At 52.5% G+C, this 22,331-nt stretch carries 22 protein-coding genes and 1 rRNA gene; 22 read left to right on the forward strand and 1 reads right to left on the reverse strand.

Annotation, left to right across the window (positions count from 1 at the left end; translation table 11 throughout):
* The 5 genes from rrf to AB7C91_RS12045 form a co-directional block, all read left to right on the forward strand.
* Positions 1–78 (forward strand): 5S ribosomal RNA (gene rrf / locus AB7C91_RS12025); the annotation flags it as partial.
* Positions 79–171: 93 nt separating this feature from the next.
* Complete coding sequence (locus tag AB7C91_RS12030; protein WP_428591768.1) at positions 172–1,203, forward strand: DegT/DnrJ/EryC1/StrS family aminotransferase; 1,032 nt, start codon at positions 172–174, stop codon at positions 1,201–1,203.
* Between the two features lie 10 nt (positions 1,204–1,213).
* Positions 1,214–2,077, forward strand: a complete 864-nt coding sequence (locus AB7C91_RS12035; RefSeq protein ID WP_332446709.1) for an NAD(+)/NADH kinase — start codon at positions 1,214–1,216, stop codon at positions 2,075–2,077.
* Positions 2,070–3,740 (forward strand): DNA repair protein RecN, encoded by a 1,671-nt coding sequence (recN, locus tag AB7C91_RS12040; protein ID WP_332446708.1) that lies wholly within the window; start codon positions 2,070–2,072, stop codon positions 3,738–3,740. Before AB7C91_RS12035 ends, recN begins: the two co-directional genes overlap by 8 nt.
* A gap of 2 nt (positions 3,741–3,742) precedes the next feature.
* On the forward strand, positions 3,743–4,018 hold the full coding sequence (locus AB7C91_RS12045) for a GNAT family N-acetyltransferase (RefSeq protein ID WP_332446707.1): 276 nt from the start codon (positions 3,743–3,745) through the stop codon (positions 4,016–4,018).
* On the opposite strand, the gene AB7C91_RS12050 is transcribed toward AB7C91_RS12045, so the two are convergent.
* The gene (locus AB7C91_RS12050; protein WP_428591774.1) at positions 4,015–6,348 is read right to left on the reverse strand and encodes a DUF3536 domain-containing protein; all 2,334 of its coding nucleotides are present in this window, start codon (positions 6,346–6,348) and stop codon (positions 4,015–4,017) included. The genes AB7C91_RS12045 and AB7C91_RS12050 overlap by 4 nt on opposite strands.
* A gap of 107 nt (positions 6,349–6,455) precedes the next feature.
* Between AB7C91_RS12050 and deoD the strand changes: the two genes are divergently transcribed.
* From deoD to hslV, 17 genes are all read left to right on the forward strand, one after another.
* Positions 6,456–7,163 carry a purine-nucleoside phosphorylase gene (gene deoD / locus AB7C91_RS12055; RefSeq protein WP_332446705.1) on the forward strand — a complete coding sequence of 236 codons (708 nt, stop codon included), beginning with the start codon at positions 6,456–6,458 and terminating at the stop codon, positions 7,161–7,163.
* Positions 7,164–7,250: 87 nt separating this feature from the next.
* Positions 7,251–7,982 carry a DUF4912 domain-containing protein gene (locus AB7C91_RS12060; RefSeq protein ID WP_428591777.1) on the forward strand — a complete coding sequence of 244 codons (732 nt, stop codon included), beginning with the start codon at positions 7,251–7,253 and terminating at the stop codon, positions 7,980–7,982.
* The gene (locus tag AB7C91_RS12065) at positions 7,982–9,577 is read left to right on the forward strand and encodes a glycoside hydrolase family 57 protein (RefSeq protein ID WP_428591780.1); all 1,596 of its coding nucleotides are present in this window, start codon (positions 7,982–7,984) and stop codon (positions 9,575–9,577) included. The genes AB7C91_RS12060 and AB7C91_RS12065 overlap by 1 nt, the downstream gene beginning before the upstream one ends.
* Before the next feature lie 237 nt (positions 9,578–9,814).
* Positions 9,815–10,276 (forward strand): division/cell wall cluster transcriptional repressor MraZ, encoded by a 462-nt coding sequence (gene mraZ / locus AB7C91_RS12070; RefSeq protein WP_332447599.1) that lies wholly within the window; start codon positions 9,815–9,817, stop codon positions 10,274–10,276.
* Positions 10,276–11,166: a 16S rRNA (cytosine(1402)-N(4))-methyltransferase RsmH gene (rsmH, locus tag AB7C91_RS12075; protein ID WP_332447598.1), complete on the forward strand. Its 891-nt coding sequence runs from the start codon at positions 10,276–10,278 to the stop codon at positions 11,164–11,166. Before mraZ ends, rsmH begins: the two co-directional genes overlap by 1 nt.
* 10 nt (positions 11,167–11,176) lie before the next feature.
* Positions 11,177–11,518, forward strand: a complete 342-nt coding sequence (locus tag AB7C91_RS12080; RefSeq protein ID WP_332447597.1) for a hypothetical protein — start codon at positions 11,177–11,179, stop codon at positions 11,516–11,518.
* Positions 11,515–12,912 carry a UDP-N-acetylmuramoyl-tripeptide--D-alanyl-D-alanine ligase gene (locus tag AB7C91_RS12085; RefSeq protein ID WP_428591785.1) on the forward strand — a complete coding sequence of 466 codons (1,398 nt, stop codon included), beginning with the start codon at positions 11,515–11,517 and terminating at the stop codon, positions 12,910–12,912. Before AB7C91_RS12080 ends, AB7C91_RS12085 begins: the two co-directional genes overlap by 4 nt.
* On the forward strand, positions 12,905–13,840 hold the full coding sequence (locus tag AB7C91_RS12090) for a hypothetical protein (protein ID WP_428591788.1): 936 nt from the start codon (positions 12,905–12,907) through the stop codon (positions 13,838–13,840). Before AB7C91_RS12085 ends, AB7C91_RS12090 begins: the two co-directional genes overlap by 8 nt.
* Positions 13,841–13,846: 6 nt before the next feature.
* Positions 13,847–15,079 (forward strand): putative peptidoglycan glycosyltransferase FtsW, encoded by a 1,233-nt coding sequence (locus AB7C91_RS12095; RefSeq protein WP_332447594.1) that lies wholly within the window; start codon positions 13,847–13,849, stop codon positions 15,077–15,079.
* Positions 15,076–15,834, forward strand: coding sequence for a cell division protein FtsQ/DivIB (locus AB7C91_RS12100; RefSeq protein ID WP_428591791.1), 759 nt, complete (start codon positions 15,076–15,078; stop codon positions 15,832–15,834). Before AB7C91_RS12095 ends, AB7C91_RS12100 begins: the two co-directional genes overlap by 4 nt.
* Positions 15,835–15,858: 24 nt before the next feature.
* Positions 15,859–17,106, forward strand: a complete 1,248-nt coding sequence (gene ftsA, locus AB7C91_RS12105) for a cell division protein FtsA (RefSeq protein WP_332447592.1) — start codon at positions 15,859–15,861, stop codon at positions 17,104–17,106.
* Between the two features lie 26 nt (positions 17,107–17,132).
* Positions 17,133–18,374 carry a cell division protein FtsZ gene (gene ftsZ, locus AB7C91_RS12110; RefSeq protein ID WP_332447591.1) on the forward strand — a complete coding sequence of 414 codons (1,242 nt, stop codon included), beginning with the start codon at positions 17,133–17,135 and terminating at the stop codon, positions 18,372–18,374.
* The gene (locus AB7C91_RS12115) at positions 18,371–19,270 is read left to right on the forward strand and encodes a tyrosine-type recombinase/integrase (RefSeq protein WP_428591796.1); all 900 of its coding nucleotides are present in this window, start codon (positions 18,371–18,373) and stop codon (positions 19,268–19,270) included. The genes ftsZ and AB7C91_RS12115 overlap by 4 nt, the downstream gene beginning before the upstream one ends.
* Positions 19,270–20,013 (forward strand): TSUP family transporter, encoded by a 744-nt coding sequence (locus AB7C91_RS12120; protein ID WP_332447589.1) that lies wholly within the window; start codon positions 19,270–19,272, stop codon positions 20,011–20,013. The genes AB7C91_RS12115 and AB7C91_RS12120 overlap by 1 nt, the downstream gene beginning before the upstream one ends.
* Positions 20,014–20,046: 33 nt before the next feature.
* A complete protein-coding gene (locus AB7C91_RS12125) occupies positions 20,047–20,913 on the forward strand; it encodes a DNA-processing protein DprA (RefSeq protein WP_428591799.1) in 867 nt (288 codons plus the stop codon).
* Positions 20,906–21,799: a tyrosine-type recombinase/integrase gene (locus AB7C91_RS12130; RefSeq protein ID WP_332447587.1), complete on the forward strand. Its 894-nt coding sequence runs from the start codon at positions 20,906–20,908 to the stop codon at positions 21,797–21,799. The genes AB7C91_RS12125 and AB7C91_RS12130 overlap by 8 nt, the downstream gene beginning before the upstream one ends.
* Complete coding sequence (hslV, locus tag AB7C91_RS12135; protein WP_332447586.1) at positions 21,792–22,328, forward strand: ATP-dependent protease subunit HslV; 537 nt, start codon at positions 21,792–21,794, stop codon at positions 22,326–22,328. The genes AB7C91_RS12130 and hslV overlap by 8 nt, the downstream gene beginning before the upstream one ends.
* The last annotated feature ends 3 nt before the right edge of the window (positions 22,329–22,331 follow it).

Below are 22,331 nucleotides of genomic sequence, written 5' to 3' on the forward strand. Positions count from 1 at the left end.
CATCCCGAACACGGAAGTTAAGCACCCTCACGCCGATGGTACTACGGTTTGCCGTGGGAGAGTAGGTAGCCGCCGGGCCCCTTTTTTTTCTCCGTCCCTCCCTTCGCGGAGGTTCTTTTTTACCCTTCCTATTGCCTGAAAATACCGCTATACTTGCCCGAGGAGGCGCAAGTGGCACTGATTCCTTTCTACAAACCTACCTTACGAAGGAAAGACATGGATGCGGTATTGCAAACCATGGTCGATGAGCGTATAGGCCCGGGTGAGCGTAAGAATGCATTTCTCAAAGAATTCTGTGCACAGGTGGGAGCCCAGGGAGGCATCGTTGTACGAAGTTTTCCTCAAGCGCTTCGAAATGCTCTGCTGCTTTGCCAATTACCCCAGGGGTCCACAATCGGAGTAAGCGCATTGTCTCCGCAGATCTATGCAACCATTGCAGAGGAATTGGGATACCTTCTCGAACTCGGTGACATCGATCCCGAGCATGGATGTCTTTCGGTTTATGAGGCGAAACGACTGGTGGAAGCTGGATGTTCAGCCTTGTTGATCCATGAACCTATGTGCCAGATCCCCCATCTAGCGGATTACCGTCAGTTCGGGGTACGGGTCATTGAAGACATCAGCCAGAGTTTTGCCAGCGCCTATGATGATCAGGTTGCAGGAAGCTGGGGGGATCTGATCCTTTGCTCCTTCGAGGAAGACAGTGTAATCAGTACCGCCGGGGGAGCTGCCTTGGTGTACAAGAACGAACAGGATGGAGTCCTTTTGAGACGACTGTTCAAACCGTTGCAGGAATTTGAGGAACTGCCCGACCTGAATGCAGCCTTGGGTATCATCCAGCTGGCCGGGCTTGATGAGCACATCGCAAAACGACGGGAATTTCATGCCTTGTTCTCCAAGGCTCTGCTCAAGACGCAGCATAAACTGTACGGGATCGGAAACATCGATTTTCAGCCGAACGGCTATGGATTTTGCGTCATCCTTGATTCCAAGGCTGAGGAAGCCATAAAATTCGCAAACAAATATCAGGTTTCAGCAAAAAAAACCTTCTCGGAATCCTTGATCAAACCGTTTTTGGATTGTTTCGATTTGTATCCCAATGCCATACCTCCGGCCTTGCGTTCCCTATCCCTGCCGATTTATCCCTTTCTCAAGCAATCGGATGTGGAACTTCTGATGAAGGTCATTTCTCATCTACCGTAAGGAGAAACCCATGGAACAGAGAATCGTCAAGCATGTGCTGATCATCGCCAATTGGAAGAAAGAAGCTTCCCATACGCTCTCCGGGACGGTTGCAGCCTATCTTGAGGAGAAAGGCATCAGCTGCACCATATTCCGGACCAACGCAGGGGATGAACAACTGGTTGTGGAAAAAGGAACCGATTTGGTCATCTGCCTCGGGGGTGACGGCACCGTCTTGTATTGCGCTCGGTACCTGCAGGATCTTGGCATCCCGATTCTCGCGATCAATCTTGGGACGTTCGGATTCATCACGGAGATATCCGTACATGAATGGAAGGAGGCGATCAATTACTATCTGGACGGAAAGAATACGATCAGCAGACGTTTGATGATCAGGGTTGCCGTGCTCAGGGATGGTGCAAAAGTCTTCACCGGACATGGATTGAACGAAATGGTCGTCTCTTCCACGGGAATCAGCAAAGTCATCAGCATGGCCTTGCGCATCGGGGAAACCGATGCCGGTTTCTTCCGGTCCGATGGCATGATCATCGCGACTCCAACCGGTTCGACGGGATATAGCCTGGCGGCAGGCGGACCGATTCTCGATGTTGATCTTTCCTCGTTGATCATCACTCCGATCTGCCCGTTCACCCTTTCCAACCGACCGTTGGTGGTAAGCGGGGAATCCAGGATCACCATCACGATCCCAAAAGGGCAACGAACAGGCCTGAGCCTCTCCCTCGATGGCCAACAGAATTTTGCACTGTGTGAGGAAGATGTGATCATTGTCGAAAAATCCCGCAGCAAAGCCCTTCTGGTTACAAGCGAACGGCGCAATTACATAGAAGTACTTCGTGACAAACTGAATTGGTCGGGAGGTGGCCTCCATGCTTGAACGGCTTGAGATTCATCATTATGCATTGATCGAGGACAGCATCATCGAATTTCCCCAGGGATTTACCGTGATAACCGGCGAAACCGGTGCCGGCAAATCGATCATCCTGGGAGCTTTGGCGTTGCTTCTGGGGGAAAAAACCGATGTACAGGCCATTCGCAGTGGTTGTGACGCTGCTACGGTGAGTGCCAGTTTCTATATTCCTGATCCAGGTCCCCAGCTTTCGTCCTACTTGTCGGCGCAACAGTTACCGCTTGACGAGGATACCCTTGTGGTGGCTCGGACGATCAAGAATACAGGCAGGTCTTCCATAACCATCCAAGGGCGGTTGGCCACCCGAGGCGAGTTGTCCCTGATAACCGGTGAACTCTTGGATATCAGTGCGCAACGTGACCATCAGAGCCTGCTCTCGGGAGCGAACCAACTGCGGGTATTGGATACGTACGGCACCTGTGAACAACAGCTTGCAGCATATCATGCGGCGTATGAATCATATATGGATCTGAAACAGGAGCTAGAGCAAAGAAAACAACAGCTGGAAGCATCAAGAAAACAACAGGATTACTTGCAGTTCGCCGTCGATGAAATCTCCAAGATCGACCCGAAGGAAGGTGAGGATGATGAACTGGCTGAGAAAATCCATATCATTGCATCCTTCGAACAGATTTACGACGCCTTGAGCCTGGCTACCGGATTGCTCCATGGAAACGAGGCCGGCTTGGGTTCGCTATCGGCTTTGCACCAAGCAAAAGGCCAACTTACGCTTGCAGCCAAGGCCGATTCCTCCCTCGAGGTATTCGTGCAACGTTTGGAAAGCGCATCCATAGAAATCCAGGATATTTATGAGAGCCTTCGCGATTATCTTTCCGCCATGAGTTATTCCGAGCAGGAATTGGATGCTCTGCAAGCCAGACTGGCATCGCTGCAGCGACTGAAGAAAAAATACGGTCCGTCTCTTCCAGCCGTGCTGGCGTTCCTTGCCGAAAGCCAGGAAAAGCTCAATCTTTCGGAGGAGGGGGAAATTGTTCTCAGCAAACTGGAGAAACAGATTCATGGTGCATTCCATCGCCTGGTAGAGGCAGCAGAACTGCTGCGCAGCGAACGCAGGAGAGCGGCGGATCACCTGTCGGGCGAAGTACAGCAGAAACTCAGGACACTGGGGATGCAACAGGCGGTGTTTGCCATAGATTTTTCTGAAACGCAGCCGACGCGCTCAGGCATGGATGAGGTGAGTTTCCAGATTTGTGCCAACCCGGGGCTGGAGATGCGTTCGATCAAAGAGGTTGCGAGCGGCGGGGAACTGTCGCGCATCATGCTGGCGGTGAAAACCTCGTTGGCCGAGAGTGATGCCGTTCCCACGTTGCTGTTCGATGAGGTGGATGCAGGGATCGGCGGAAGCGTGGCCCTCTCGGTCGCCGAACAGCTATCGCATCTGAGTCGTACCCATCAAGTCATTGTCATCACCCATCTTGCCTCCATTGCGAGTAAAGCGGATACCCATTTGGTCGTCAGCAAGGAAATTCGGTCGGGAATGAGCTATTCAATGATCAAACAAGCATATGCAGCTGAACGGGAACGAGAGATTGCACGCATGCTCAGCGGCGATGAGAAAAGTCAGGAAAGTCTGGAGCATGCCAGAAAACTTCTGCGAAGGGAAGGGTGAAGATGGAGTACTATCGGACTGAGTATGGGTTCGCCTATGGCAATGAAGAAGAAATTCCGGTGGGACGCATCACGATGCGCCATCTCGCTGATGGGACGATCGTCATCGACCATACCTATGTGGCTCCACAAATGAGAGGCCGGTCAATCGCCGGCCGTCTCGTCATGTTGGTGGTACAGGAAGCCCAACGCGAGGGTTGCCTGATCAAACCCCTGTGTTCCTATGCCCGTTCGTTTCTCTCCAAGGATGAAAAGCTTTCCGCTCTCATCGCTCCCTAATGGATGGCGATATCAAAATTTAACGTTTTCCCCAAGGCATTGATCAAGGCTATATCCGTGTCTTGGTGCGGTTTTCTCTGCATGCTTAAGAAGGGATAGACCGCATCCTGGATTGTCGTCAGATCGGGTTGGAAGTTCCGTTCCCTGACTATCTGAAGGAATTCCAGAATGAACCGGATATTTTTGTCATATAATCCATATTGCTTGATTTTCTCCGCCACATTGGCCATTTCCGTATCGAATACGGTACGGATCAAGTCCAGTTCAGGTTGCTTCCCGTATTTTACAAAGAAATCGAGCATCATGGTGAAATCCTGTTTGAACAAATCCCACATGCCGATGCTGCCGTACATGAACAGACTCTTGATGGCACTAAGGGAAGACCCGATCAACTCCTGATGCAAGCTTCCCATCGGAAGATAGGGGACGTTCTTCGCGAGGCTGGTGTAATGGTAGAGGTTGCTGGACAACCGCTTCAGCTGCTCTTTGTCCAATACGCAGATATTGCGGTCGATCTGTCGGAACAGCTCGTCTCGCATACGCAGCGGGATGTCCTCATGTCCCATGAAATAGGTCTCGGTACTTCCACTTTGGAGGTTTCTCACAATGATGGTGTATTCAAGATTTGCGAGTTGCGGATGAGGGTCGACCACAGTACAGGAGAAACGCTCCAGTGATTGGACGTTGGTCAGTTCCATTGTGATCGTGGGATGATGAGGGTGAGTTGAGGTGTCGAGCCTAAAGTACCCGTAGGTTGAATCGAAATCCTCTGCAAGGGCGATGCGACGGTTGAGGGTAAAAAACAGGGCTGCCTCGACCTCGCCGGTAAGTTCGGTTTCCGCTTGCTCTGCGAACGTTCGGCCGGTTCCATCCTGCCTGCGGTTGGCTTTTGCCTGGCCCAGGTCATCCAGAAGGGTGGGCAGGATGCTTCCATCACTGAACGGTTCATACAAATGGACAGCCATCAAGGCGTAGACTATGTTCTGTCTTGGTTCCAGCCCTGCCAAATCATTGAAGAACCAGCCGCAACTTGTGTAGGAAAAATGCTTGTATTTCTGGCCGAGGAGAAGCCTAGCCAGCAATTCCTTCGTTTTGGAGTCGGTGGTATAAGTTTCGAGGAATGCATCCATGTCGACAAGCTCCGAAACCACCGGGGCAAACGCATTGAGCAAGCCGGTCGGGTCGACCGATGGTCCCAACAGGTTGCGTATCTGATCGGTATAGATTGTATCCAGTTTCCCTGCAAGATGATCGAATGCAGTACGCAGCGGTGTCCTCCATTTCTGGTTCCAACCGTCATCCCCACCGGTATGACAGCCGCAATCCTTGTACCAACGGGAAACACCGTGTGAGCAGGACCAGCTGGTGCCTTTCTGTTCTTCCCCATCATATAGATACGCATACTCGGTCGCCGGATGTTCGTTGAGATACGCCGCATAGTTGGTAAGGGTGAAATCATTCCGTTCCTCCACCTTCTTGATGAGCGCAGCCAAGGCCATGTCGCCATACGGTTCATGATGACCATAGATTTCCCCATCGGTGGCCGTATGGATCAGGTTCTGGCCTTCGGTTTGTTTGATGTCCAGCAACCGTTGGTACAACAAGTCGGCGTCCCGGAGGAAATGGCCGAAACTGATGCCTTCCGCCAGCTGGGGATTGTAGAAGAATGCACTGATGGTCCCCCCGCTGTTCCCGTTGAGCAGGAACGGCCGGCCATAGGGGGCCGGTTTTCCCTGCAATTGGACCATTTCCTTTCCCTTCTCCCCGATCGCCTTGCATTGCCAAGGAGAGAGTACGACGAATTTGATCCCGCTTTCGGCAAGCAGGTCGATCACCTGCGGGTTGATTGCGGTCTCGGGCAGCCACATCCCTTGCGCATCCCTGCCGAACCGACGGGAAAAATCATCCAAGCCCCAAAGGATTTGGGTCCTGGCATCTTCTTTGGTGCAGAGCGGAAGGATTGAATGATTGTAGGCTTGGGCGATGGCATTGCCTGCTCCCAGCCGTTTGATGCTCAGCTTGTCCGCTTCAAGGATTGACGCATAGGTATGATGATGATGCTTCTCGATCCAAGTCAGCAGGGTGGGGCCGAAATTGAAGTTGATGTAAGCATAATTATTGGTCATGCTCAGAATTCTGCGGACCCCGGAAAGATAGCGGCTGTGACTGTTCGCCCCATAACAATCCGTGTTGATCCGTTCGTTCCAATCAGGAAACGGACTTGCCGTGAGCTGTTTGCCGATCAGTCCGGTCCGGGGATTTTCTCTCGGTGGCTGATAAAAATGTCCGTGGAATATCAATGAGGTTTTCTCAGGTATAGGTGTTTTCATATTGCACGGTGGAGTATAGCATACCGAACTCATCGGGAATAGAGCTTGCATCCACAGCCGACTTGCACTTTGTGCGTTTCTGGTGAAAAATAGGGGAGGAGGCGCTTATGAGCATACATATTGTTGCAGATCCTGCAAATATCGCTCCGACCGTATTGTTGCCCGGAGATCCACTCAGGGCACGGCATATCGCCCAGACGTATTTGACGGATGTCATCCAATACAATGAGATTCGAGGTATGTTCGGGTTTACCGGGTATTGGCAAGGAAATCGCGTTTCGGTGCAGGGAACCGGGATGGGCATGCCTTCCTTTTCCATCTATGCCCATGAGCTGGTTGATTCCTATCATGCCAAGCGTTTGGTTCGTGTGGGAACCTGCGGGACGATGAGCGAACAGTTGCATCTACGCGATATTCTGATCGCACAGGCAGCCGATTCGGATAGTGGGATGAATGAGAACCGTTTCGGTCCCTACCATTTTGCGCCGACCGCATCATTTTCCTTGTTGTACAAAGCCTATGAGCAGGCAAAGGCCAAAGGTCTGGGATTCGCAGTAGGCAATGTCTTTACCAGTGACCAGTTCTATGACCTCAAGGGGGATAAGAAAAAGCAGATCGCCCAGTCGGTCGGCACCATGGCGGTGGACATGGAAACCTGTGAACTCTATACACTTGCTCATCTGAAAAAGATTGAATCATTGACCCTGCTGACCGTCAGTGATTCCTTGCTGAGCGGTGAGCAGGTTCCTCCGAAGCAACGTCAGGACAGCTTCAATGCCATGGTCGAGCTAGCATTGGCAACCCTGTTCGGATGAGAGGAAACCTACGCAGTTGACTAAGACGGATGATTCTTTTACGATTGACGGAAAGAACATCCGTCTGGGTGTGTTGCGGGAGTAAGCATGATTCTCATCAATATTGATTCCTTGTCTACTACCGAGCTGCAGTATATTGCGCAGCAAGAAGGTCTGAAGGATTGGCCGTCCTTGGACCGGGAAGAACTTATCGATGCCCTGGAGGAAGCCTTCGGGGAACAAGAGGACGAAGGTCCTTCCGCATCGAAGGGAAAAGTCAATCGCAGCCGCTACTGCAATGCATTGACCGATTTCAGGGGCAATCAACAGCGGATCAACGGACTGCCCGGCGTCGAGGAATTGCCGGAAAGTTATTTTGACACTTCCATCCATCTCTTGCTCCGGGACCCCCAGTGGGCGTATGCCTATTGGTCGTTGTCCCCCTCCGCTCAGCAAACCGTATTCGGTGAGGACGGACAGAACCAAAGCGTCTTGTTCCTTCGTGTACAGGAAATGGATCTGAAAACGTTCGAGATCAAGACCTTTGACATCAACATCGGCCTTGAGGACAACCAGTGGAATATCAACCTTCCGACCATGGGATCCCGCTATTTGGTGGATCTGTGCTGGAGGGATGCACGGGGCGATGAGAAGTCGCTTGCACAAAGTAAACCGATTCAAACCGACCAACCGTATTGGCAGCATCATTTGGACGAACTTTCCTTGGATCAGAATCTCTTTGCCATCCATGTATCCTCGTTGATCACGAAGGAAGGGGAGCTGGTGGACAATGCCGTGCTTCGTGATATGGCCCAGACGTTGAGCAAGGGGGTTCTTTGATGCCTGCCAAATCCATCGCTATCATACTTAATGCGCATCTTCCGTTCGTCCGACATCCGGAGTTTCCTCGGTTCCTTGAGGAAGACTGGCTGTTTGAATCAATCAGTGAAAGTTATTTGCCGTTGCTCAGAATGCTCAATCGTCTGAAAGCCGAGCATGTCCCGTTTTCTTTGACGGTCAGTCTCTCCCCTACCTTGTGCTGCATGCTCAGCGACCCCGTACTGCAGGAACGCTTCCTCCAGTATATGGAACGGCATGTAGAGCTGGGTGAGAAAGAAGTCGAACGATGTGCGGCTCAGCAACCCGAATTCCTGGAGATGGCACAGTTCTATCTGGATCAGGCAAAAAGGAACCTTTCCGATTATCAGGATGTCTATCGCACCAACTTGCTCGAAGCCTTCAAAGCGCTGGAGAGCAGCGGTCATCTTGAGTTGGCCACCACAGCGGCGACCCATGCTTATCTTCCCTTGTATCAGGAGTATCCGACCGCCATCAATGCGCAGGTTGAACTGGGGGTCCAGTCGTTTTTGACGACCTTCGGCCACCTCCCCAAAGGTTTCTGGCTTCCGGAATGCGGGTATTATCCGGGTCTGGAAGAGAATCTCAAGTACCATGGGATATCTTGGTTCCAGACGGCAAGCCAAAGTATGTTGCTTTCGGCACAGAAAGTGGAAAGCGGGGATTATCGGCCGGTGCATTGTCCCAACCAAGTTGCAGCCTTCCCCCGGGATTTTCAGGCGACAAGCTTGGTCTGGTCCAATTCCAGCGGCTATCCGACTGATCGAGTGTACCGTGAATTCTACCGGGACATTGGCTATGACCTTCCCATGGATTACATCAAGCCGTACATTCATGAACCCGGGGTACGGGTTTTCACCGGCTATAAATATTGGGCGATCACCGGACAGACCGACCAGAAAGTACCCTATCGCAGGGATTTGGCACAAGCGAAGGTTGCCGAGCATGCCAAGAATTTCTTGTATAACCTGAACCGGAAAGGGGACCAGCTGGGTTCTGCACTTCAGCAGGAACCCCTGTTCACCCTCGGCTTCGATGCGGAACTATTCGGGCATTGGTGGTTTGAGGGAATCGATTGGCTGGAACAGGTGATCAGGCTTGCTTCGGAGGACAAGCAGGAAGTGAAGTTGGTCACCCCGTCGTCCTTCCTCGCGAAGGAAGGTTCCTCGCTGCAGACCGCACAACCGGCATTCTCCTCATGGGGGCAGGGCGGCTACAGTGCAGTGTGGCTGGACGGTTCCAACGCTTGGACGTACCGACATGTTCATAAGGCCATCGAGCGGATGGAGGAGCTTGCCGTACGATTCAGTGATCAGATCAGTCTCAAGCAGCGCTTCCTCAACCAGGCGGCACGCGAAGTGCTGCTGGCAATGGCCAGCGACTGGCCGTTCATTCTCTTCAACAAAAGCAGTACCGAATATGCCGAAAAGCGGCTGAAGAACCATTTGCGCAATTTCAATGTGGTCTACGGGAATATGTGCAAAAATGCGGTTAATACCGAATGGTTGGTGAAAGCCGAGAAACGAGACATCATCTTCAGCGACATCGATTATAACATCTTCAATCCGAATCGCTAGCGATAGCCTTTGGATTCATCACTCCCCCTGCCTCGAATGCGGGGGGATTTCTTTATGCTAAACATGCATATAGTAGTTTTGTCCTATTGGTTCACGCTTGTTAAGCAAAGCGTTGGATATTTCTTGTACATGGGTTGGAAAACCATGAAATGCTCGGTTGTGCTCTCGTGGTAAGAAGTGTACATTAATGGGTACCAGTGGGAAAAAATCCCAAAAAATGGGATACAAGAGAGGGGCATGGTCATGTTGACTGGTGAATTTTACACCACCATAGACGACAAGGGACGCATACTCATTCCTTCACGATTGCGTTCTGCACTCGAAGGGGAGGCCCTCTATGTGACCAGGGGATTGGAGAATTGCCTGTGGTTGATGCTTCCCGTTGATTTTGAACATCTGAAGAACACCATCATCAGCGGACCGGGAGCCATGTTCGACCGCAAGCTTCGGATCCTCCAACGGGGCATGATCGCCCCAGCCCAACTGTGTGAGTTCGACAAGGTGGGAAGGATCAACATACCATCGAGTCTTCGTGAGAGCGTAGGTCTCGCTTTGAAAGAGGAGTCGGTGTTGCTGGGAACAGGAAATTACCTTGAACTCTGGAACAAGACTGAATATGAGACATATCTGAAGCAGAGCATGGGCGAATTTCTGGATGCCGCCCAGTCTTTGAGTGAGATGATCAGGGAGGATCTGTGATGGATTACGTGCACTACTCGGTAATGCGCAACGAAGTATTCGCATACCTCGTTCCTCCAGAGCAAGGACAGGCGGTCATGGTTGACTGTACTTGTGGGGAAGGGGGGCATACCCATATGATGCTTTCCTCCTATCCGAACCTCTCGGTCATCGGATTGGATCGCGACAGCGTCATCCAACAGAAAGCCATCAAACGGATGGAACCGTTCGGTCAGCGCTTCACTCCCCGAAACATCTGGTTTGATGACTTCTTCGCCACGTGTGCAGAGGAGCAGTATGATCTCATCCTGTTCGATCTCGGTATCAGCAGTTTCCATTATGAGGAATCGGAACGGGGATTCTCCTTCAGAAAGGATGAGGAGCTTGACATGCGGCTGGACAAGAATGCTCCCATCAGTGCCTACGACGTAGTCAACGGGTATCAGGAGCAGCGTCTTGCCGACGTCATCTACCAGTTCGGTGAGGAACGGTATTCGCGCAGGATCGCCAGCGCAATCGTCCAGCACCGGAAAACCGCCAAGATAAACAGCAGCGAAGAGCTGGCTTCCATCATCTACAAGTCGGTTCCTCCGAATTACCGCTATGGACATATTCATCCCGCAACCCGGACCTTCCAGGCGATCCGTATCGAGGTGAATCGTGAACTGGACCGAATCGAGCCGGCGCTTCGGGGTGCGGTCAAGGCATTGAAGAGCGGCGGCCGGTTGGCTGTCATCAGTTTCCATTCCTTGGAAGACCGGAAAGTGAAATGGCTGTTCAAGGAATTGGCTGACCAGGACGAACCGCAGATTCGCATTTTGACCAAGAAACCGCTGGTGCCTTCCGAACAGGAGCGTGAGGAGAACCCGGCAAGTAGGAGCGCAAAGTTACGAGTCGTTGAGAAACTGTAGGAGGTTGGGTATGGGAAATGACTGGTATATGGCTGATCTCAACATCAAGCCATCGAGCAAGCACAGTTCCACCCGTGTAGGGCACTGGCTGCTGTTGCTCATGCTGGTATGCATCCTGGTAGCCCTCTTTCTTCCCCTGTGGCAGCGAGGGGTGAACCGTGCGCTCGAGCTTGAGTATCAGACCTTGTTGCAGAATCGCCAGGCCTTGGAGGAACAACAGCAGGTGTTGAGTGCCAGCATTTCCCAGCTCTCGATGCCCGAGGCATTGGTCAATGGGGCATGGAAGCAGAATCTTGTGTTCCAACCGATTAAAACCGAGGCGATCGTCAGCGTCGGGGGAGGCTCGGTATGAATGCTTATCAGCGGATTGCGAATTCCAACCTCACTGCAGTCGAGATAGCCGGGCTGTGCAATGCAATCTGCCTGCGCCCCAATGGGCGCACCATCACCAGTGTTGAATTGGACAGCAGGCAATGTGGGAATGGATCGCTTTTCTTCGCACTCAAGGGAGAGAAGACCGATGGTAGTGCATTCCTTTCTGACGTTGATGCAAAACAAGCGGCTGCGGTTGTTGTGAGTGAGGAGCACGTTGCAAAAGCATTGTCCTCCTTCAGCGGTTCAGTGCTTGTCGTGAAGAATGTGAAGGAGAGTCTCCACGCCTTGGCAAAATCCTATGCCAAACGATACGGACAGGTCACGAACATCGGAGTGACCGGCAGTTGCGGAAAAAGCACCACCAAGGAAGCGATTGCAAAGATTGCCTCCGTCCTTGGTCCTACTGCAAAAACCCCGGGAAACCTGAATAGTGAATACGGTTTGCCCTTGAGCATGTTCGCTTTGGATGGGCAGACCCGCTACGGTGTCTTTGAGATGGGTATAGATCATGTCGGTGAAATGGATCGGATGGTGGACATGCTCCAGCCTTCGATCGCCTTGGTAACCAATATCGGCCTCTCCCATGTGGAAAAGATGGGAAGCCCCCGCATCATCGCCGAGCAAAAGGCAAGGATTTTTCATTCCGGATTGCAGGCGGGGTTTGTATCAGAGGCCTGCCATTACCAACAGGTGTTGCAAAAACAGGCACGCATGCCGTTGATACGGTATGCGCTTTCCGACATCCAAGCCCGCGATCTTGGTCTGCAAGGGTGGGAGATCACCTATCAGGGTATCCAGTTCCGCGTCAGATCGGTGGGAAGGCACTTGCTGGAGGATGTGGTTGGAGCAATCAAGGTCGGACAGTATTTGGGAGCGGACAGAGAGCAGATAGCAACGGCGTTGGAAGGGTTTGAACCGATGGACGGCCGTTCCTTCGTTCACCAAAGCAAGGTAACCATCGTCGATGATTCCTACAATGCCAATCCTGATTCAACCACCAGTATCCTCAACTATCTTTCCTCGCTTTCCTGGAGAGGGACGAAGAAAGTGGTGCTCGGTCCGATGAAGGAGCTTGGTTCGCTTTCACCCCAAGCACATCGCAAAGTCGGTATGACTTTGGCTGCCACGTCTTTCCAAAAGGCTTATCTGTATGGCCGGGAAATGGAAGAAACCGCCCGCAATCTGAGACGATACGGGTATCGGGGACATGTCGTGTATACCAAGGATTTCGAGGAGTTGGAACATGTGGTGCATGCTCAGACGCGGGAGGGAGATCTGTTCTTGTTGAAAGCAAGTCGATCTGTCGCCATGGAACGCCTGATTCCCTCCATCCGCAGTGCCACCGACAGAAGGAGGGTTCACTATGCCTGATCGCCTGCTTCTGCTGCTTGGATGTTCCTTTGCTGTAACCTTCGTGCTCTCGAAGGTTTTGCTTTCTGTGGTCCAAGTCAGCAGGATAGCGATCAAGCCGGAACTGGCCGCCACCCAGGCTGCAAAGCAGGGAACCCCCGTCATCGGTGGGTTGGCATTCAGCATGGGGACCTTGGGGGTGTCCGTGTTCGATCCGATGCTTGGTGAATCCGGGGTGCTGTTCCCCCTAGCGGGATTGCTGCTCTTCGGATTGGTCGGCTTCTTGGATGACAAACTCAAGGATCATAACGAAAACGGTGATGGGCTGAGCTCGGTTTTCAAATTGGTGTTGCAAGCCCAGGCGGCATCCATTCTGCTTATCCTCATGACCAGCTATGGGGTAATCGATACGTCGGTGGCATTCGGGCCGTTCACCCTCCATCTGGGCAAGCTGTATTATGTATTCGCTTTGCTCTACATCTTGTATTTTGTGAACGCCGTGAACATCACCGACGGATTGGATGCATTGGCCGGCGGGTCGAGCCTTCCTCTTTTGATGCTGTTGGTTATTCTCAGTTTCCGGCATGGCAGCAGTACCTCCACGGCTTTGCTGGGATCGTTGTTGGCATTCCTCTATTTTAATTTGCGTCCGGCCCGGTATTTCATGGGGGATTGCGGTAGTCATGGACTTGGTGCCTACATTGCATTGAGTGCAATTCTGCTGAAGACCGAGGTGGTTGTCTTTTTTGCCGGTGGATTGTTCTTGGTGGAACTTGCAACCAGCTTGATCCAGATCATCGCCATCAGGAAATTCGGAAGGAAAGTGTTTGTCATCGCCCCATTGCATCATGCATATGAGATGAAAGGAGTGAAGGAAACGAAAATCGTTATGGTTTTCACCCTTGCTTCCTGGCTTTTCTCCTCCTTTGCCTTGATGGTGTTCAGGTAGCAGCGTATGGATATCCGATCAGATTTTGACGATTGGCAACGACAGCAGACGCTTGAGGAAGAAGGGGGAAGCCTCAGTGCTTTCACCTTTTTATGCATCATCATCCTCATCACAGCCTTAGGCCTGATCATGCTCTACAGTGCCTCCTACAACGAGGCCCTGATCCACGACCTGCCGCATTATTACTACTTCAGCCGGCAGCTGATGTTTGTTGTCTTGGCATTGGTAGTCGGAGTGATCATCCGGTATATACCTCTTTCCTGGATCAAGGCTTTGGCCTATCCTCTTCTGGCCGGTTCCATCATCCTGCTGCTGCTTACCTTGTTCACTCCGCTCGGACAGGAACGGCTCGGCTCCCGGCGCTGGCTTCAGTTGGGTTCGCTGCCTTCCCTCCAGCCATCTGAATTTGCGAAGATCGCCATCATTCTGTTCTATGCCGCATACAACCAAAAGGATCGAAGCGATGAGTCACCGGTGAAGCGATTTGCGCTTCCGATCATCATCAGCCTGGGAATGACCGGCCTCATTTTCCTGCAACGGGACTACTCATCCGCCATATTGTTCCTGGGAATCTGTTTCGCCCTGCTTTTAGCCAGTGGATTCAAACTCTCCTCCCTGGTACTTCTGTTGGGTTTTCTGCTTGCTCCCGCCTTGGTTGCAATGCTCAGCCAACCCTATCGGGTGAAGCGGGTGTTTTCCTTCCTGTTTCCTGCCATCGATCCGGCAGGTATGAATTATCAGGTAGCCACCAGCCTGAAAGCCATCAAGGCGGGAGGTTGGTTCGGGGTGGGCTTGGGAAACGGTCAGTACAAGCTCGGCATCCTGCCCGAAGTACAAAGTGATTTCATTTTTGCTTCGGTGTGTGAGGAGTTGGGATTTGTCGGCAGTACATTCATCCTGATTCTGTTCGCCATGATCGCCATCCTTGGATACAATGCAGCCAAGCGGATGAAAACACGCGATCGCTTCTCCAGCCTGCTTGCATTCGGTCTTACCACCATGATACTGGCCCAAACCATCATCAACCTTGCGGTGGTGACCGCCTTGCTTCCTCCGACCGGCATCCCCCTTCCGTTTTTCAGCCAAGGTGGAACGAATGTGTTCGTGGTGCTCTCCAGTTGTGCAATCATCTATCGTATCCTTTTATTCAGCAGCGGCAAGCTGGAGTTGCAGAAAAGCGGTTTGGGACCAAAACAACGAAGCGCCATCCTTTTTCCCGATGAAGGGGGCACACCATGAGACGACCGGGCATCAAGGTCCAATTGATGCTTCTGCTTATTCCGGTGTTTTTCCTTCTGGTGATCGCAACACTTCGGTTCATTCCCCAATTCGATGTGCGCGCAATCCAGGTGACCATACAAGGCGGGAGCAAAGAAACCCCACCCCAGGCGACGGAACGGCTTGCTTCATTGGTCGGTACCTCCTTGTTCACCATCAATCTTTCCCGACAGGAAGCATTGCTTGCATCCATCTCCTCCATCGCCTCGGTACAGCTGCGACGAAAGTTGCCATCCATTCTGGAAGCGACGATCACCTTGGTCGACAGTCCAGTACTGGTACTGACCGATCGCGATGGACAGGCGTATTTGGTCAAGGACCAAAAGCTTCTGCTTCTGGATGCCAGGGAAATCCCTGCATGGAAGAAGGTTGTGTCCACCATCGAGGTTCCCGTTCAATATGCCGAATTGATGAGTCGGTATCGTGTGGACGACAGTTTCCTGCAGGTCTTGGATTTGGTGCAATCCCTAACGGGAAAAACTACCTTGATAACAACGATAAAATACGATAATAATAGTAGTAACAGCTTTGGAAAGATGGTATTGGAACTCTCGTCCCTTCATGCCCAGATTTGGGTGAGGGAGCCTGTGAGTGCGGCACATGTGCAGGCGGCGGTTGCGTTGGTTGCACAACAACAGAAGGATGCACTCTCCTTCCTCAGCTCGGGGACCAGTCGCTACGATTTGTATCGCGAAGGCTTGGTACGCAGGCAATGAGACGGTGAGAAGGGGGTTTTGGGAATGGCTGGTGACAAAATGTTGATGGGATTGGATATCGGCTCAAGCCGGACCAGATGTGTGATCGGCTCGGTGAGCCGTGACGGCCAACTCATGGTCGACAGCATCTGCGAGCATCCGAGCGAAGGAGTCCGGTCCGGGTCCATCGTCAATATTGAGCAGACGCTCAAGACCATCCAGACGGTGATCAACGAAGCTGAGCTACAAGCCGGAGCTGAAATGAATGAAGTGATCATCGGCATCGGCGGGGAGAACATCATCGGCATACCCAGTACCGGGGTGGTGGGGATCAACAGCAAGGATCAGGAAATCAAACGCGAGGATATTTTCCGAAGCTTGGAAGTCGCTCGCGCCTTCGAGCTCCCACAGGATCGGGAAATCCTGCATACCTTGGTCCAGGATTTCCAAATCGACGGACAGATGGGAATCAAGGATCCCATCGATATGCTCGGCCATAGGCTGGAAAGCAGGGTTCTGATTGTCACCGCAGCATCTGCCATTTGCCAGAATGAACGCAAATGCATCCAACGATCAGGACTTTCGGTACAACGGTTGGTGCTTCAAAGCCTCGCCGATTCCGAAGTGGTGCTCAGTAGTGAAGAAAAAGAAATGGGAACGATCCTGATCAACATCGGAAGCGGGGTCACCAATATGATAGCGTACGCCAATGGGGCTCCCATCTATACCGGTGGGGTAAACTTGGGAGGAGAGGCGGTGACCAATGACATCGCCTATATCCTGAACAAAACCAGGGGTGCGGCCGAGCAGATCAAATGTGAAAGCGGTCATAGTTATGTACCTTCCGTTTCCAGTGATGAGATGATTCTGATCCCGCAGGTTGGAGGGCTTCCGGCCATCAAAATGCCGAAAAAAGAATTGAGTAAAGTCATAGAACCGCGGATGGCTGAAATATTCTCGCGTCTCCAAAGTGATTTGGAGAAAGCACAGATACAGGGTTCCTTCGGCGGTGGGGTCGTGTTGGTCGGTGGGGGGGCCTTGCTCAGCGGGGTTACCGAACTAGCCAGCGAGATTTTCCGTTTGCCCGCCCGATTGGGTTTCCCGGAGGCAATCGGAGGCTTGGACAGAAGCTACATCAGTCCCCAATATACCACAGTGCTCGGATTGCTGAAGAGTGAAGCCCGTAAATTGAAGGAAACCGGATCCAATTCCAAGTCTCACCATGATCGGGCGCGTCGGAAAGAGGGCGGGGCAGCCTCGAAGCTCCGGGGATTTTTCAGGACATTGTTCTAAGAGAGCCGAAGGGCGAAGGAATAGCTATGGATTTTGGAATGTTTGAAGTAGAGGATATGGTCCAGGATGAGCAGGCCACCTCCACGGTCATCAAAGTGGTAGGGGTTGGTGGAGCGGGAGGCAATGCGGTGAACCGCATGATTGCCAGCGGCTTGAAGAAGGTGCATTTTGTCACGATGAACACCGATATGCAGGCCCTCCAGCGTTCCAACGCCCAGATTCGGATTCCCATCGGCAAGGAGTTGACGGGCGGTCTGGGAGCAGGTGGCGTTCCCGAGGTTGGGGAGAAGGCAGCCCAGGAGAGCAAGGAAGACATCCGTCGTGAAATCGAGAATGCCGATATGGTATTCATCACGGCGGGCATGGGCGGTGGAACCGGGACGGGTGCAGCGCCGGTCGTCGCCGAGATCGCCAAGAGCTGCAACGCCCTTACCGTGGCGGTGGTCACGACCCCGTTTGCGTTTGAAGGTAAGAAGAAGCTGTTGCTCGCCCAGACCGGTATTGAAAAACTGAGGAAACAGGTTGATACCTTGATCATCATCCCCAATCAATATTTGCTGAAGGTCGTGGAGAACAATACCCCGATCAAACAGGCTTTCCTGATGGCCGATGAAGTGTTGTACATGGGCGTGCAGGGGATCAGCGAGCTGATTACCGAGCCCGGAGAAATCAATATCGACTTTGCCGATGTCAGAACGGTTATGAAGGGTAAGGGCGATGCTCTGATGGGTATCGGCTTCGGGGAAGGCGCCAATCGGGCGGTGGATGCCGCAAGACAGGCGATCAGCAATCCGTTGTTGGAAAATGCTTCCATCGAGGGTGCAAAAAGTGTCTTGGTTAATTTGGCTGGCAGCGATAATCTTACCCTTCAGGAATATCAGGACGTGGTCGAACTGGTCACTGAGAAGTGCTCTGATGATGCCCTGATCATCGCCGGCCAAGCGTTCAATCCTGAACTGGGAGACCGTATCAAGGTTACCGTGGTGGCTACCGGTTTCGAACGCAAGGAAGAGGTGGTCGGTGCCGAGCTTGCAGACATGGATTTAGTGAAGCGGCGGTACGCAGCGCAGAAGTCCAGCGAGAAAGGACTTGAGGAGCGCGAAGTATCTGCCAAGAAACCGCAGGAAGAAGGGGAGGAAGCGCCTTCCATCCAGGTCAATCGCTGGCAGGATCTGCAGAAGCAGTTGGGCAAAGGGCCAAGCACCAATGCCAATGATTATACCATTCCTGCAGTGCTCAGGTACTCCAGGAAACCTGACGAAAAATGACCATGTCCCCTTTCGATTCCCTCCTGCTGGAGGATTATGCAGAGTACCTTGGTTTCCAGCGTCGCCTTTCCGAGGCGACGCAATCAGTGTATCTGAGCGAGGTCTCGCAAATCCTTGCATGCAACATCGACGTCACGCATATTACGACAGCGGAACTGGAACAGGTGCTGACCGAACAGGTCGATAGACGCATGCTCTGTGAACGCAGTGTAGCCAAGATGCTGTCCTCGCTTCGTTCCTTTTTCTCGTTCTTGCAGCTGCAGAAAATTCGTGACGATAATCCTGCGCTTTTCATCCAACGGGGGAGGCAAAAACAAACGCTCCCCCAGGTTGCCACCGTCCAGCAGATCGATGATCTGTTGAATGGCATTGATACCTCTGATGCGTTGGGGTTTCGCGATCGGACCATGTTTGAACTGATGTATTCCTGCGGACTGCGCATCAGTGAAGCTTGTGACCTCAAGGTTTCCGATTATCAGGATGCAAACCTGAGAGTGCTGGGGAAACGGGACAAGATTCGGATTCTGCCGGTCGGGGAAGTGGCACGCTCCTATCTTGATACCTATCTTGCACGGGTTCGCGGCGAGCTGGTCGGAACCCATCTTGCCACCAAAGCACTGTTCGTCGGCCGTCGGGGACGCAAGTTGACCAGGCAGGCGATCTACAAGCGGTTCATCGCCTATTGCCAAGCCTGCAATCTGGATGCGAAGGTTCATACGTTGCGCCATAGTTTCGCAACTCATTTGCTGCAGGGCGGGGCCGACTTGCGCAGCGTGCAGCAATTGCTTGGACACAGCGATATTCAGACCACACAGATATATACCCATGTGGATACCACTTCCCTGCATGAAGCCTATGATGCCTTTCACACCGCATTGGACGGAGAGGACGATTGATGGGTGTACTTTGGTTTCTTTGTCCCGTCATTGCGTTCGGTTCATTCGTCGACGCTATTGCCGGTGGGGGCGGGTTGATCACCCTTACCGCATATGTGGCGGTAGGGCTTCCTCCGCAGACGGCTCTGGGGAACAACAAGTTTGCTTCGGCAAGCGGGACGGTCATCGCCTCATTGCAGTATATCTCCAGAAAGCAGGTTTCCTGGGCGGTTGGATTGATCGCCATCGTATTCAGCTTTCTCGGTTCCGCATACGGTTCCTATCTTGCGACCCGATTCGCCTCCACATACCTGCATTATCTCTTGGTGTTTTTGGTACCTGCGTTGGCTGCTTTCATGTTGCTCAAGCCTGATTTCGGGCGTGCAACGCACCACACGAAGGCGTTCACCCTTAGTCTTGGTGCCTTGACCGGGCTGGTCATGGGAGCCTACGACGGGTTCTTCGGACCGGGTACCGGCATGTTCCTGACCTTAATCTTCACCTCCGCCCTTGGTTTGGATTTGCTGAAGGCGAGCGGAACAGCCCGAGTGGTGAACCTTGCGTCCAACATTGCAGCATTGGCTACCTTCTTGATGCACGGGGTGGTGGATTTTTCCATTGCCATCCCCTGTGCCTTCAGTGCGATACTCGGCGGGTATCTAGGCAGCCATCTTGCTTTGCGGATCGGTTCGAAAGTGGTGAAACCGGTCATGCTCTTCGTCCTCGCCCTCCTGTTGGTCAAAGTCGTCGTTTCCATGCTGTGAAGCAAAAACCTCCGGGATTTCTCTTGGATGCATATGAAACTCTCTGTTTTGCTGGCCATCAGCCTGCTTAGGCGTCCAACCTTGGAAAAATATGCACTCGCTTGTCGTGAGCCATCCCTGGCAACGGTATGCCGACTCGGTATAGACATGCAGAAGGTGAGACGGATGCTCTCCTTCCTTTCCGATGGCAGGCATCGGATCTGTTTTTACGGGATGGAGGAGTATCCCGCACAGTTCTGCCATTTGGAAAACCCTCCGTTTTGTTTGATGTACACCGGCCATCTTCCCGAGGCAGGCACACAACTGCTCACCCTTTGCGGTACCCGCTACCCTGACGGCAATGCCGCTCAGGACGCCTATGCATTCGCTTTGGAGGCGGCGGCAAACGATGTTCAGCTCGTAGTGAGCAACAGCAGGGGAATCGACCGCAGCGCTGTATACGCATGTGTGGATTTGAATCGCAAACCCTTGGTGGTCTGTGACTGTGGTCTGGCCACCAGCCGCATCACAGCCGATGCATTGTTGGATTCGGTTAGTCTCGTCTCTGCTTTTGAACCGGATGCACCGGCTTTGGCTTTCCGCTGTCTCAGCCGCAATGTCCTTTCGACCGCTTTCGGTGAGGCGACGGTGGTGATGCAGGCTCCCAAGCGGTCGGGTAGCCTGCACTGTGCCACCTGTGCCCTCGACCAAGGAAAGGATGTCTTTGTGCATCGGATCGGTGATACGGCATTATATGACGGAAATCGAATGCTCCTGGAGATGGGAGCCCCGATGATACGCGATTATGCAGACCTTGCCTTCTTGTTGGGTTGGAAAAAATGGGTGCATCTGGGCCCGGATCCGAGGAAGGAATCGCTGTACCGCTTTGGTTGCTCATGGTATAGTCTGGAATATGACTGACCAAGAAATCATGCAGGCATTCCTCGATGCACAGCGTCATCTACGCAATCGAAGTCCCCATACTATCGAGGCCTATCGACATGACCTGTTGCAGCTACAGCAGTATTTTTCTACCTTGCATTTGCATCTTCTGGACGCAACGGCCGAGGATGGTCGAATGTACCTTCGCTATCTTACCAAGGACAAGCGGTATCTGAAGAGCACCATCAACCGCAAGGTCAGTGCGGCGCGCAGCCTGTATTCACATCTACTCAAACAGGGATTGATCAAAACGCATCCGTTCGCCTTGGCCGCCGTGCATCGAAGTGAAAACCATTTGCCGACGGTACTTTCCGTCCAGGAGGTGGTCGCCCTTTTTTCCCTACCGGTAACAGACTTTGCATCCAGTCGTGACCAAGCGTTGTTTCACCTGCTGTACGATACCGGTTGCCGGATCAGTGAGATACTAGCCGTACACACCTCCGAGATGGAATGGGATGAAAGACGCCTGCGTGTTATGGGCAAGGGCAGAAAGGAACGGTATGTGTTCTTCACCGAGCATACGAAATCCATCCTGAAAACCTACCTGACTTGGAAGCAACAACGATTCGACACCCCGTTTCTTCTTTGCTCGAATCGGGGAAAACAGTTGCCGATGAGCAGTGTTGGTAGTATGTTTGCTAGGTACAGAAGAAGGCTTGGGTGGCAGAAACCGTTTACTCCCCATGTATTACGGCACACCTATGCCACGCATCTTCTGGACAATGGGGCGGATATTCGTTTGGTACAGGAACTGCTTGGTCATGCAAGCATCTCAACGACCCAAATTTATACCCACGTAACACAGGAGCGCTTGGCACGCGTGTATGCAGCGTGTCATCCGCATGGAAGGAAACAACATGAGTAGTTTTAAAGGAACAACCATCGTAGCTGTCCGCAAGGACGGACATGTGGCAATAGCCGGTGACGGACAGGTCACGGCAGGTGATACGATTCTCAAGTCGAATGCCCATAAGGTTCGTACCCTGTATGACGGCAAGGTGATCACCGGATTCGCCGGTACCACCGCCGATGCGTTCACCTTGTTTGAGCTCTTCGAGGCAAAGCTGAAGCAATTCAACGGGGATCTCACCCGTTCCGCTGTGGAACTTGCCAAGCAATGGCGGGTGGACAAGCAGCTCCGACAGTTGGAAGCGATGATGCTGGTCAGCGACGGGAAGAGAATTTTTCTGATCAACGGTGCCGGGGATGTCGTGGATCCCGAACGGGATGCAATCGGCATCGGAAGCGGAGGCAATTATGCATTGTCGGCAGCTCTGGCCTATCTGGAAGCCAGTCCGGGCCTGAGTGCCGAAGTGATTGCCCGCAAGAGTGTGGAGATTGCAGCAAAGCTCTGCATCTACACCGATGATTCCATTATTGTAGAGGTATTGTAAGCT

It is taken from the genome of Sphaerochaeta sp. (genome assembly GCF_050256055.1).
In the GTDB taxonomy this organism is placed as follows: Bacteria; Spirochaetota; Spirochaetia; order Sphaerochaetales; family Sphaerochaetaceae; genus Sphaerochaeta.